The organism is Nonomuraea sp. CX421 (genome assembly GCF_059358955.1).
Genome location: NZ_JCADBK010000017.1, coordinates 1 through 12689, shown reverse-complemented (window position 1 = coordinate 12689; position 12689 = coordinate 1). Strand labels below are relative to the sequence as shown.

The window sequence follows — 12689 nt, the reverse complement described above, 5'->3', positions numbered from 1 at the left end:
GGCCTGCCGCGCGTCCGCCACATCGACATCCTGTCCGCGTTCGGAGCAATTCCACACATGACGTCCAGCACTGAGGCAACCTCGAGCACCCCGCAGGTAGCGGTCAACGACATCGGGTCCGAGGAAGCCTTCCTCGCAGCGATCGACGAGACCATCAAGTACTTCAACGACGGCGACATCGTCGAGGGCACCGTCGTCAAGGTCGATCGAGACGAGGTTCTTCTCGATATCGGCTACAAGACCGAGGGAGTCATTCCCTCGCGTGAGCTGTCGATCAAGCACGATGTCGATCCCGCTGACGTCGTGGAGGTCGGCGAGCACGTCGAAGCCCTGGTTCTCCAGAAGGAGGACAAGGAGGGCCGGCTGATCCTGTCCAAGAAGCGCGCCCAGTACGAGCGCGCCTGGGGCACGATCGAGAAGATCAAGGACGAGGACGGCATCGTCACCGGCACCGTCATCGAGGTCGTCAAGGGTGGTCTCATCCTCGACATCGGCCTCCGTGGCTTCCTCCCGGCGTCCCTGGTCGAGATGCGCCGCGTCCGCGACCTGCAGCCCTACGTCGGCCGCGAGCTCGAGGCGAAGATCATCGAGCTCGACAAGAACCGCAACAACGTGGTCCTGTCGCGCCGCGCCTGGCTTGAGCAGACGCAGTCCGAGGTTCGCCAGACGTTCCTCAACACCCTGCAGAAGGGTCAGGTCCGCAAGGGCGTCGTCTCCTCGATCGTCAACTTCGGCGCGTTCGTGGACCTCGGCGGCGTCGACGGCCTGGTCCACGTGTCCGAGCTGTCCTGGAAGCACATCGACCACCCGTCCGAGGTCGTCGAGGTCGGCCAGGAGGTCACGGTCGAGGTCCTCGACGTCGACATGGAGCGCGAGCGCGTCTCCCTGTCGCTCAAGGCCACCCAGGAAGACCCGTGGCAGCAGTTCGCCCGCACCCACCAGATCGGCCAGGTCGTGCCCGGCCGCGTCACCAAGCTGGTGCCGTTCGGTGCGTTCGTCCGGGTCGAGGAGGGCATCGAGGGTCTGGTCCACATCTCCGAGCTGGCCGAGCGCCACGTGGAGATCCCGGAGCAGGTCGTCCAGGTCGGCGACGAGATCTTCGTCAAGATCATCGACATCGACCTCGACCGCCGTCGCATCAGCCTCTCGCTGAAGCAGGCCAACGAGGGTGTCGGCACCGAGGTCGAGTTCGACCCCACGCTCTACGGCATGGCGGCGACCTACGACGACCAGGGCAACTACATCTACCCGGAGGGCTTCGACCCGGAGACCGGGGAGTGGCTCGAGGGCTTCGACAAGCAGCGTGAGGAGTGGGAGCGGCAGTACGCCGAGGCCCAGACTCGCTTCGAGGCGCACAAGAAGCAGATCGAGGAGGCCCGCAAGGCCGAGGCGGAGGCCGGCGAGGCCGCTCCCTCGACCTACTCCGGCGAGACGCAGCCGCAGTCGAGCGGCGGCTCCTCCTCCTCGTCGTCGGCTCCGGCCAGCGGCGCTCTCGCCTCCGACGAGGCTCTCGCGGCTCTGCGCGAGAAGCTCGCCGGCGGTCAGAGCTAAAGGGAACAAGAAGACAGTCCGGAGAAGCCCCGCACGGGTTCGTGCGGGGCTTCTCCGCGTTCCGGCCGCCGGGGCCGGCAGATGGCCCGTTGGCGGTGGTCGTCCGGGCTGGCGTAGGGTGCTGCGGGTGGACATCGAGCGGGCGCTGACCGCCGACGCGGGCGAGATCCTCACCGTCCAGCGGGCGGCCTACGTGAGCGAGGCGCAGCTCTACGGCGACCCGTTCATCCCGCCGCTGGTGGAGTCCGTCGAGCAGGTCCGCAAGGCCGTCGAGGGCGGGATCGTGCTCAAGGCGGTCGACGCCGGCCGGATCATCGGCGCCGTGCGCGGCCGGCCGTCCGGCACGACCTGCCTGGTGGGCAGGCTGGTCGTCGCGCCCGACCGGCAGGGCCACGGGCTCGGCACGGCGCTGCTCGGCGCGCTGCACGAGCAGATGCCGGCGGCGACCACGTTCGACCTGTTCACCGGACACCTGTCCGCAGGCAACCTGCGGCTCTACCGGCGCCTCGGCTACCGTGAGACCCATCGCGAACGCATGGACGAGCACCTGACGCTCGTCCACCTGCGCAGAGAGCAGATCCCCGCACTGCCGCCCCACGCCCCGCGCGGCTAGGCTGGCCGCGTGCTGATGATTGGTCTCACCGGCGGCATCGGGTCGGGCAAGAGCGAGGTCTCCAGGCGGCTCGCGTCCAAGGGCGCCGTCGTGATCGACGCCGACAGGATCGCCCGCGAGGTGGTCGAGCCCGGCACCCCCGGGCTGGCGAGGGTGGTGGCGGCCTTCGGCGCCGAGGTGCTGCGCCCCGACGGCTCGCTCAACCGGGAGAAGCTCGGCGGCATCGTCTTCGCCGACCCGGACAAGCTCGCCTCGCTCAACGCCATCGTCCATCCGCTGGTGGGGGAGCGGGTCGCCGAGCTGCAGGCGCAGGCCGCCGCCGACGCGATCGTGGTCTACGACGTGCCGCTGCTGGCAGAGAACGGCCTGGCCCCCATGTACGACGTGGTCGTGGTCGTCGACTCCTCCGACGAGACGCGCCTGGCCCGGCTGGCCGAGCACCGCGGCATGGCCGAGCACGACGCCAAGGCCCGCATCGCCGCCCAGGCCGGCCGCGAGGACCGCCTCAAGATCGCCGACATCGTCATCGACAACGACGGCTCGCTGGACGACCTCGACGCCAGGGTCGACGAGGTCTGGGATGACCTGCGAAGCCGCGCCGCCCGAGGCTGACCCGCCCCGTATCACGCCGAGAGGCAGGGGCCCGAGGCTGAGCCCGGCCGCGCCGCCGCTCCTACAAGATCACTCCCGACGGCGCCGAGCGGGCTCACGAGGCGATCAGCAGGGCCTACCGGTCCCGTCGCCGGCCCGAGCCCGGCTGGTTGTCCCGCCCAGGCACGGCAGGAGGCGCTCCGTGAGCGGACGGATTCGTGGCAGCTCGCGATCCCAGGACCCCTTCGGCCGGCTCGTGGCGCGGCTCTCCACGAGACTGGACGCCGAGCAGCTCGCCGCCAGCGTACGGGCGCTCCGGGCGCGGCTCGGGATCGGTGCCCGGGAGAGAGACGATCTCGGATGAGGAGAGCGGGCACCGCGCCGGGGATAGGATCGGCCGGGTTCATCAGCACGTGAGGAGGAGTGTGGCGGACGTGTGCATGACCGACGGGCGGGAGTTGCGCGCCGACTGCGGCAGTTGTTTCGGGCTGTGCTGCGTGGCGCTGCCCTTCGCGGCGTCGGCCGACTTCGCGGTCGGCAAGGACGCCGGGCAGCCGTGCCACAACCTGCGTGACGACTTCCGCTGCGGCATTCACGGCACGCTGCGGCAGCAGGGGTTCGCGGGCTGCACCGTCTACGACTGCTTCGGCGCGGGCCAGAAGGTCTCACAGGTCACCTTCGGCGGCCACGACTGGCGGCGGGCCCCGGACACGGCCCAGCGGATGTTCGAGGTGTTCCCGATCATGCGGCAGCTGCACGAGCTGCTGTGGTACCTCACGCAGGCCTTGGCGCTCCCGCGGGCACGCCCGATCCACGACGAGCTCCGCCTCGCGCTCGATGAGACCGAGCGCCTCACCCTCCGCGACCCCGGCGCCCTCGTGGAGCTGGACGTGGCGGCGCACCGGCAGCAGGTCAACACCCTGTTGCTGCGTACGAGCGAGCTGGTGCGCGGTGAGATCCCGCGGCGCAAGGACCGGCGTGGAGCCGACCTCATCGGCGCCAAGCTCGGCGGCGCCGACCTGAGGGCGGCCAACCTGAGAGGCGCCTACCTCATCGGAGCCGACCTGAGGCGGGCCGACCTGCGGACGGCCGATCTCATCGGAGCCGACCTGCGGGGCGCCGACCTCGGCGGGGCCGACCTCACCGGGGCCATCTTCGTCACCCAGTCGCAGCTCAACGCGGCCAGGGGCGACACGGCCACGAGAGTGCCGGACACCCTCACGCGCCCCGCGCACTGGGCGGCGCCACGCGGGGCCGGTCGCCGCAGGTGATCAGAAGGGTGCCTCCAGCGGCACCTGGCGCACCCCCGGCAGGTGCGGATCCAGCTCGCCCAGCTCGAACCTGGACATCCCGATGACGTGCCAGAACTGTCCCGCCAGCTCGCCCTGCACCTTGTAGCGCCCGTCAGGCGACAGCGCGGCCCAGCCCTCCGGCAGCCCCAGCAGCGTCGCCCGGCGGGTCGAGCCCTCCCAGAGGATCACCACCCCGTCGTCTCCGGCGCTGGCCAGCAGGTCGGACGTGGGGCTGTAGGCCACCGACCACACCCGGCGGGCGTGCCCCGCCAGCGTGTGCAGCAACCGGCCGGTCTCCGAGTCCCACACCCGCACGGTCAGGTCGTCGCCGCCCGTGGCCAGGCGGTCGCCGGCGGCGTTGAACGCCACGCTCCACAACCGTCCGGTGTGCTGGGTGAGCGTGTGCCTGAGCACCGGCTGCCACGGCTGGCCGGGGCGCAGCTCCCACACCATGGCCCGTCCGTCGTTGCTCGCGCTCGCCAGCCGGCGGCCCGACGGGGAGAACACCACCGAGTAGACCCGGTCGGTGTGGCCGTCGAGCGTCGCCACCCGGCCGCCTGACTCGACGTGCCAGATGCGGACCAGCCGGTCGTCGCAGCCCGTCGCCAGGTAGCGGCCGTCGGGGCTGAACGCTATCGAGCGGACCCGGCCGCGGTGGTCGGCCAGGTTGGTCACCAGGCGGCCCGTCGCGCGATACCAGACCCGCACGCTGTCGTCGTCGTTGGCCGTGGCCAGCAGGGCGCCGTCGGGGCTGAACGTCTCGGCCCACACATGCTCGGTCTCGGCGTTGAGCTCACGCTCGTAGTCGCCCGTGGTGGCGTTCCAGAAGTGCACGCCGCCGTCGTTGCTGGAGGTGGCGAGCACCGGCCCGGCAGGGGAGAACACGGCGGAGATGAGCCGGTCGGCCGTTCCGGTGAACTCGCGCAACCGTCGCCCGGTGCGCGGCTCCCACACCCGGACGACGCCGTCGTTGCCGCTGGTCGCCAGCATCGAGCCGTCGGCGCTGAACCGTACCGAGGAGATGCGCCGGCCGTGGCCGCGCAGCACCCGCTGGCACTGCCCGGTCACCGGGTCCCACAGCCGGACCGTGCCGTCGTTGCTGCTGGTGGCCAGTTGGTCACCGTCGGGGCGGAACGCGAACGGCCACACCGAGCTGCGGTGGCCGGTCAGCTCGACCCGCGCCGTGCCGCCCACCTCCTGCAGCCGGACGATGCCGTTGCGGTCGCCGCTGGCGAGCTTGCGGCCGTCGGGGCTGAACGTCACCTGGTAGATCGTCGCGTCGTGGGCGGTGTGTATGCCGCGTGCCCGGCCGGCGACCGGGTCCCAGAGCCGTACGGTGCCGGCCGTGTCGCCGGTCGCCAGCGCGGAGCCGTCGGGGGAGAAGGTCACGCAGTAGATGCCGCCGGTGTGGCCGGTCAGCTCATGGCGCAGCGTCCATGACGTGGTGTCCCACACGCGTACGGTGCCGGCCTCGTCGCCGGTGGCCAGCAGCGCCCCGTCGGGGCTGTGCACGGCGCGGTAGACCGAGCCGCGATGCCCGTCGAGGGTGCCGATCACCGCACCCGAGGTGAGGTCCCAGATCCGCACCATGCCCGCCGAGTCGCCCGTCACCAGCACGGAGGGGCCGAACGAGGCCGTGTAGACGGGCTCCTGGTGACCGGTGAGCTGGTGGACCTGCCGCCCGGTGGCCGTCTCCCACAGGCGGACCACGCCGTCGCCGCCGCCCGCCGCCACCAGATCGGCGCCGGGGCTGAGTCGTACGGGCCAGACGCCGTCGGGATGGCCGGACAGCCGCCGCAGCCGCTCGCCGGTGAGGGAGTGCCACAGCAGCACGGTTCCGTCGCTCGCGCCGGTGGCCAGCAGGTCGCCGGCGAACGACACGGCGTAGACGCGGCCGTGATGCCCCTGGAGGGTGCGCACGGGCGCGCCGCCGACGCAGAGCAGCACGCTGCCGTCCTCGCCGCCGATCGCGATCGTCGACCCGTCGGGGCTGTAGGCGATGGGCTCGGGCAGGCGGCTGGTCTGGAAATGATATCCGTACGGCACGCCGATCCCGGCCGGGGCGAGCTGTGTCTCGACCGGCTGGCCGGGCACCATGGCCGCGCCCGGCAGCGCCGGCAGTGTGCCCATCACGTTGATCAGCGTGGCGCGGTGCCAGCGGGAGCCCTCGGCCGACACGTCGCTCAGGTCGGTCCGGGCCAGCCGGGCTCCGGACAGGTCGGCGCCGCGCAGGTCGGCGCCGGTCAGCCGGGCCCCGTCGAGCCGCGCGCCCACCAGCTTGGCGTCGCGCAGCACGGCACGGGACAGGTTGGTGCCGGCCAGCGTGGCGTCGGTCAGGTCGGCGCCGGTCAGGTCGACCTCCTGCAGGTCGCGCGCCGACAGGTCCTCGCCCTTGAGGTTGGCGCCGCGCAGGTCGGCCCGCGCCGGTGTGCGCAGCCTGGCCGCGATCTTGACGGCGTTGGCGCGGGCCACGTCGTCGCCGGGCGGATCGGCCACCCACTCCCGCAGCGCCCGCATGTCGGCCAGGTCGCACAGGAACTCGACGATCAGCGCCGACAGCGGCCGCCTCGACAGCGTCACCGGGGCGTCGATCGTCGCCGCGATGTGCCGGGCGATCAGCCACTCCATCACCGAGGAGTGGATGAACCCGAACATGCCCTCGTCGGTGCGCACCAGCAGGCTGCCCGAGCCCATCGCGTAGACGGTGTGCGCGGTGGTGAGCTGACCCCCTGCCAGGTCGGACAGCGTCTCGGCGATCTCGGTCAGCTCGTCCACGCCGAGCAGTGACTCGCCGGAGTCCCACAGCCGCAGCGCGAGCGCCGTCACCGCCTGCCACAGCTCCGCGGTGGTCAGCGCCGTCGCCGAGCCGGGCACCTTGGCCCGGCGCTCCTCGAAGGCCAGCCAGGAGCTGAGGATCTCCTCGTAGAGCAGGGCCGGGCTGATCGTGTGGCGGGCGCCGGCCACCGTGCGCAGCCGGTCGGCGTCGAGGTCGGCGATGAAGCTCAGCATGCGCGGGTTCTGCGCCAGGTCGAGCAGGTCCTTGATGCCCTCCATCAGCGACATGCGGGCCGTGGCCTCGTCGCCGTCGTCGAACCGGTTGGCCAGGTAGGAGCGGATCTGGTCGCGGGTGAAGTCCTCGACGCCCAGCACCCGGCGCTGCGGCAGCACCCCCACCATCTCGCCGAGCGAGGTGAGCACCTGGCTGTGCGACTTGAAGTGCTGGGTGCGACTGGCGACCACGATCTTCGCCTTGTCCTCGGCCGCGGCCAGCAGCGTCGTCAGGTGGTCGGCCGCCCGGTCGTAGGTCAGCCGGGTGACCAGCTCGTCGAAGCCGTCGAACAGCAGCACGATCCGGCCCTGCCGCAGCAGGTAGCGGAACGCCTTGAGGTCGATGTACTCCTCGCCGTGGTTGGCCAGGTGGGCGGCCACCAGGGCGTCGACCGAGTGCGCCTTGTCCAGGGCGCGCAGCTCGATCAGGATCGGCGTCAGGTGGGGCAGCTCGGCCGGGATGCGCCTGGCCAGCTCGCGCAGCGCGAACGTCTTGCCGTGGCCGAAGTCGCCGAGCAGCAGCAGGAACCTGCCGTGGTCGGACGCCAGCAGCCGCATCAGCTCGTCGGTAAGCCCGTGCCTGATCTGGTGGCCGGGCCGGTCGAGCTCGCGGTAGCGCTGCGGGACGTACAGGCCGGGCGGGTAGCGGCGGTCGGCGCTGAGCCTCGCGGTCTGCTCGGCCACGTAGCCGGACAGGTCGAGCAGGCCCTGGAACTCGGTGAAGCTCCGCAGCCGCACGCCCCTGCGCATGAGGTCGTCGCGGAGCGGCCGGGCCGGGGGCGGGCCCTGGTAGACGAGCTCGGACGCCAGGTCGGCGGCGTGCGCCCGACGGACGAAGTCTTCGGCGGTGCCGGCGTCGACCTCGCCCACGTGCGCGCCGATCATCGTCTGGCGGACGAAGCCGTCCTCGGGATGGGTGACGACGAGGTGGCCCGCGAACCGGCGGATCCTGGCCCGCTCGTGCCGGGCCTCGCACACCTCGGTGATCCGGTCGAGCAGCAGCTCGACGGGGCTCGGCTCGCGCTCGGCGGGCTCCGGCCGGGGCGCCGGCACGGACGGCGTCTCACCGGTGAACGTGGCCTGCGCGGCTCGCCAGCGGTGGGCGGCGCGTACGGGCTCGCCGTCGGGCAGCCAGATCCGCATCCCGTCGGCGGTGATCTCGACCACCTGGTGGCGCCCGGCCTTCGGCGCGCCGACCACGACCCCGTCCCCGCCCGGAGCGCCGGCCGTCGTTCCCGAGCCGTGGAACGTCAGGTTGAGCCGGTGCGACAGAAGGCGTTCGTAGCCCGGCGCGTCGCGCAGCGCCGCCGGTGGATGGCCCAGCGCGCCGAGCCGCAGCCACGCGCGCTCCTCGTACGGCCGCAGCCGCTCGGCGAACCACGCGGCCTGCGCCTCTCCGAGCAGGGCGAAGGCGTCACGCTCGAGGTGGCTCATGGCCATGGTGGAGTTGAGCCCGGCCACCACCACCTGCAGGTCGGGCACCTCGAACAGGGTCCACGGCTGCCCGCCGTCGAACACCCGGTCGTCCAGCCCCTGGTAGACCTCGCCGAACAGCCCGGCGAAGTGGCGCCACTTGGGCCAGTAGGGCGGCTGCGGGCTGACGTCGTCGGCCTCACAGGTGAGGAAGTAGGCGCTGGCCGCGGCCTTGGTGACGTCGCGCGGCCCCGGCACGATCACCAGGCGGTGCGGCTCCAGCCCGACGAGCAGCCGCAGGTCGGTGACGAACCGGGTGGCCTGGCCGAACTGCCCGAGGCTGCCCGACTCGGTCAGGTCGCCGCTGACGACCATGAGGTCGGGCCGCGGCATGCCCTTGTCGTACATGGCCGTCAGGTCGGCCCAGATGCGCGCCTGCATGTCCTCGGGGGTGAACGGGTCGCCGGGGTCGGGCAGCGCGCGGCCGAACCGGGGCCCGCCGATGTGCAGGACGCTGAGCGACTCGCGGCGCCGGTCGGTCGTGGCCGACGGCGGGAATCTGGGCGCGGTGACCGGGGCGCGGCGCGAGCGGGAGCGCTCGGCGGGAGGCGGCAGGGTCGGCGCGGGCAGCGGCACCCCGGGGGCGGTGCCGGTGGGGAAGGCGGGCGCCGCCTCCGGCTTGGCCCGGCCGGCCAGCGCCTCCCCGACACGCCCCAGCAGCAGCGCCCTGGCCTGCCCGGAGTCGGTCACGCCGAGCAGGTCGACCCAGGTGATGGTGGACAGCAGCCCTTCGAGCCGGACGTCCTCCAGCCTGATCGTGACCAGTTTGTTCGACGGGTTGTCGGGATCGGCGCGCAGCGCGGCCTGCCACTCCAGGCGGCCGTAGCGAGAGGTCAGGTAGTTGCGCGAGAGCACCGCCACGACCAGGTGCGCCTCGCTGACGCCGCGGTCCATGAAGTCGATGAAGTTGGTGCCGGGCACGAAGTCCCAGGCCTGGATCATCGTCTTGTAGCCCGCCGCCTCGAGCTCCCATGCGATCCACGTCGCCCATGCCGTGTCGGCGGGGGAGTAGCTGACGAAGATCTCGGTCGGCCTGCCCTCACGTGCCATCTGCTCAGTATCCCTCGCGGGATCGGCGTTTTGGAGTCGATGTGCGATCATCGTCGAGTGTGGCGGCGTCTTGGCGTGCTCGACTGGATCAGGATCGGGCTGCTCACGCTCGGTCTGATCTTCGTGGCGACCGGGCTGCTTCCTCTGCGAGACGCGATCGAGAGCCTCGACGAGATCGGGCCGCTGCTGGTGTTCCTGGTGGGCGTCATCGTGCTGGCGGAGCTGACCAAGGAGGCTCAGGTCTTCGACGCCGTCGCGGCCAGGATGGCGGTGCTGGGCCGCGGCAACTACGTCGCCCTCTTCCTCCTGTGTACGGCCTTCGCATCGTTTGTCACGATATTTCTTAACCTCGACACGACTGCGGTGTTGCTCACCCCGGTCATGCTGGCCCTCGCGCCCAAGGCCCGCATCGCCGCCCTGCCGCTGGCCATGACCACGATCTGGCTGGCCAACACCGCGAGCCTGCTGCTGCCGGTCTCCAACCTGACCAACCTCCTGGGCATGGAGAAGATCGGCCTGGACGCCCAGGGGTTCGCCGCGCGCATGTGGGCGCCGCAGCTCGTCTCGATCACGGTCACCATGGTCTTCCTGTGGGTGTTCTACTGGCGGCGTGGCGAGCGGCGCGACCTGCGCTACGTCCCGCCCCTGCTGGAGCCGGTCGGCGACCGGGTGCTGTTCACGGCCGCCTCGGCCGCGTGCGCGCTGTTCATCGGCCTGCTGCTGCTCAACGTGCACGTCGCCGTCGCGGCGCCGGCGGCCGCGCTGATCGTGGTGGTGGCGTTCGCGCTGCGCGCCCGCGCCCGGCTCTCCTGGAGCCTGGTCCCCTGGCAACTGCTCGTCTTCGTGACGGGCCTGTTCCTGGTCGTGCCGACCCTCAGCAGGTACGGTCTGGCCGACCTGATGGGCTGGCTGCTCGGCGCCGAGCGTGACCCCTACCGCACGGCCGCCGTCGGAGCCGGGCTGTCCAACCTGATCAACAACCTGCCCGCTTACAAGGCCGTCGAGGAGATCATCCCGCCGGGTGAGCAGGGCCAGTTGCTCGCCCTGCTCACCGGCACGAACGTCGGCCCAGTCGTCACGCCCTGGGCCTCGCTGGCCACGCTGTTGTGGTTCGAGTCGTGCCGCCGCCACGACGTCAGGGTGCCGATACGCCGCTTCGTGCTGACCGGCACCGGCCTGGCGGTCGCCGGGGTGCTGCTCACCACCTGGGCCCTCGTCGCGACGACCTGACCATTCGGCGGATCAGGAGCGCCCGGCGGGTCGGCGGCGCTCAGCGGATCAGCGCGAGCAGGGCCGGCAGCGCGTGCGGGTGGGCCGCGACGAAGCTGCGGTCGTCGGCCGTGCCGTCGATGCCCTCCTCGAACGGCCCGCCGTCCAGGGCGCGGATCTCGACGCCGGCCTCGCGCGCGATGAGCGCCCCGGCGGGCAGGTCGACCGCCTCGGCCCGGTAACCCACCATGCCGTCGATGTCGCCCCGGGCCAGCATCGCCCACGACAGCAGCGGCGCCCACAACTGCAGGACCCGCCGCGCCCCCAGCTCCAGAGCCGTCTTCAGCGCTCGTACGGTCGCGTCGTCCCTGGACACGGTGTAGCCCTGGGTCCACGCCAGCAGCGGCCCGTGCGGTGAGGGACGGTAGGGGGCGGCCAGCCGTACCCCCGAGGCGGTGACGGCGCCGCAGCCCCGGATCGCGGACCAGGTCTGGCCGGTGACCGGGTCGTGCACCACGCCCAGCATGGGCCGGCCGGCCCGGCACAGGGCCAGGCCCACGACGTAGGCGGGCAGGCCGATCGCCACGTTGTTGGTGCCGTCGAGCGGATCGACCAGCCAGGTCCACTCCCCGCCCGACGCGCCCAGCAGGCCGGACTCCTCGGCGATCACCGCGTGCGAGGGGAAGGCCGTCAGGATGCGCTCCAGCAGCAGCTTCTCCGAGGCCAGGTCGAGGTCGGTCACCACGTCGCCGGAGCCGCCCTTGGACCGCACCTGGACGGTGCCGCCGGTGCCGCCGGTGCCGGCCAGGAGCAGGGCGCCCGCGGCCCGCGCGGCGTCCACGGCGACCGCGCGAGCGTGATCCAGATCCATCAGCGTCTCCCGAGGGGACCGTCACCTTGAGGTGACGGGGGCATCGGGAGCGGGAGGGCCGTCAAGGCCCGGGCGTGCGGTGACCCGCCTGGTCTGCGCATCAGAGATCTCCGTTCGTCGCATGTTGGATGGGCGGCGCTGTCATGATGATCGCGTGGCTCGTCAGGTAGGCACTTCTCCCGGTGCGGCGTATGACCTCGGGTACCACGTGGTGTGGTGCCCGAAGTATCGCCGCGGCACCTGCGCTCCCAACTGCCCACACTGTGGTCACGGTCCTGCTTCGTGGCCACGGCCGGCGCGGTGTCGGCCGAGACGGTGCAGCGCTATATCGAGACGCGGTACGAGCGGCCCGAAGGCGGTGGCCGTGCGTAGGTCGTACAAGTTCCTGCTCCGTCCCACGAGCAAGCAGGCCGCCACGCTCGCGGCATGCCTGGAGGACCACCGGCAGATCCACAACGCCGCCCTGGAGCACCGCCGCACCGCCTACGCCAAGGCCGGGGCGAGCATCCGTTACGGCGACCAGTCGGCCGAGTTGAAGCACGTTCGCGGCGACGACCCCGACAGGCAGGGCCGCTGGAGCTTCTCCTCCCAGCAGGCCACCCTGCGCCGCCTCGACAAGGCGTTTCGCGCGTTCTTCGACCGGGTCAAGGCCGGGCGTACCCCGGGATTTCCCCGGTTCAAGGGCCGGGGCCGGTTCGACACGGTCGAGTGGCCCAAGGACGGCGACGGCTGCCGGTGGGACTCTCAGCCCGAGCACCCGGCCGCGACGTTCGTGCGGTTGCAGGGCATCGGGCATGTCCGGGCCAACCAGCACCGGCCGGTCAGGGGCCGGGTGAAGACGATCAGTGTGAAGCGGGAGGGCCGCCGCTGGTACGTGGTGCTGTCGTGTGACGACGTGCCCGCCGAGCCGCTGCCCCCCACGGGCGCGGTGGCCGGGATCGACATGGGCGTCGCCTCGCTTGTCACCACCAGCGACGGCGCACACGTGGCC

General features: G+C 72.0%; 9 protein-coding genes and 1 pseudogene. 8 read left to right on the top strand and 2 right to left on the bottom strand.

Annotated features, from left to right (window positions below):
- Positions 1-57 precede the first annotated feature (57 nt).
- The 5 genes from rpsA (at position 58) to AC5L3X_RS26725 (ending at position 4026) form a co-directional block, all read left to right on the top strand.
- Positions 58-1551 (top strand): 30S ribosomal protein S1, encoded by a 1494-nt coding sequence (gene rpsA / locus AC5L3X_RS26745; RefSeq protein ID WP_189126573.1) that lies wholly within the window; start codon positions 58-60, stop codon positions 1549-1551.
- A 121-nt stretch (positions 1552-1672) separates the two neighbouring features.
- Positions 1673-2164, top strand: a complete 492-nt coding sequence (locus AC5L3X_RS26740) for a GNAT family N-acetyltransferase (RefSeq protein WP_189126692.1) — start codon at positions 1673-1675, stop codon at positions 2162-2164.
- A 9-nt stretch (positions 2165-2173) separates the two neighbouring features.
- Positions 2174-2776: a dephospho-CoA kinase gene (gene coaE, locus AC5L3X_RS26735; protein ID WP_494860518.1), complete on the top strand. Its 603-nt coding sequence runs from the start codon at positions 2174-2176 to the stop codon at positions 2774-2776.
- Positions 2777-2957: 181 nt separating this feature from the next.
- A complete protein-coding gene (locus tag AC5L3X_RS26730; protein WP_494860516.1) occupies positions 2958-3119 on the top strand; it encodes a hypothetical protein in 162 nt (53 codons plus the stop codon).
- A gap of 76 nt (positions 3120-3195) precedes the next feature.
- Positions 3196-4026 (top strand): pentapeptide repeat-containing protein, encoded by an 831-nt coding sequence (locus AC5L3X_RS26725; RefSeq protein ID WP_494860647.1) that lies wholly within the window; start codon positions 3196-3198, stop codon positions 4024-4026.
- On the opposite strand, the gene AC5L3X_RS26720 is transcribed toward AC5L3X_RS26725, so the two are convergent.
- Complete coding sequence (locus AC5L3X_RS26720) at positions 4027-9618, bottom strand: WD40 domain-containing protein (protein ID WP_494860514.1); 5592 nt, start codon at positions 9616-9618, stop codon at positions 4027-4029.
- Between the two features lie 57 nt (positions 9619-9675).
- On the opposite strand from AC5L3X_RS26720, the gene AC5L3X_RS26715 reads away from it, so the two are divergent.
- Positions 9676-10848 (top strand): ArsB/NhaD family transporter, encoded by a 1173-nt coding sequence (locus tag AC5L3X_RS26715; protein WP_494860512.1) that lies wholly within the window; start codon positions 9676-9678, stop codon positions 10846-10848.
- A 40-nt stretch (positions 10849-10888) separates the two neighbouring features.
- On the opposite strand, the gene AC5L3X_RS26710 is transcribed toward AC5L3X_RS26715, so the two are convergent.
- On the bottom strand, positions 10889-11698 hold the full coding sequence (locus tag AC5L3X_RS26710; protein ID WP_494860511.1) for an inositol monophosphatase family protein: 810 nt from the start codon (positions 11696-11698) through the stop codon (positions 10889-10891).
- A 154-nt stretch (positions 11699-11852) separates the two neighbouring features.
- Between AC5L3X_RS26710 and AC5L3X_RS26705 the strand changes: the two are divergent.
- Together AC5L3X_RS26705 and AC5L3X_RS26700 are read left to right on the top strand one after the other, a co-directional pair.
- Positions 11853-12070 (top strand): annotated as a pseudogene (locus AC5L3X_RS26705) (transposase).
- Positions 12063-12689 (top strand): RNA-guided endonuclease InsQ/TnpB family protein (locus AC5L3X_RS26700; protein ID WP_494860509.1); only part of this gene is annotated, 627 nt, incomplete at its 3' end. The pseudogene AC5L3X_RS26705 and the gene AC5L3X_RS26700, both read left to right, overlap by 8 nt.

What these genes read in the sequence shown, in the direction of transcription:
- rpsA (WP_189126573.1), top strand. Translation starts at nt 58, where the DNA reads ATGACGTCCAGCACTGAGGCAACCTCGAGCACCCCGCAGGTAGCGGTC.
- AC5L3X_RS26725 (WP_494860647.1), top strand. Translation starts at nt 3,196, where the DNA reads ATGACCGACGGGCGGGAGTTGCGCGCCGACTGCGGCAGTTGTTTCGGG.
- AC5L3X_RS26720 (WP_494860514.1), bottom strand. Translation starts at nt 9,618, where the DNA reads ATGGCACGTGAGGGCAGGCCGACCGAGATCTTCGTCAGCTACTCCCCC.
- AC5L3X_RS26710 (WP_494860511.1), bottom strand. Translation starts at nt 11,698, where the DNA reads ATGGATCTGGATCACGCTCGCGCGGTCGCCGTGGACGCCGCGCGGGCC.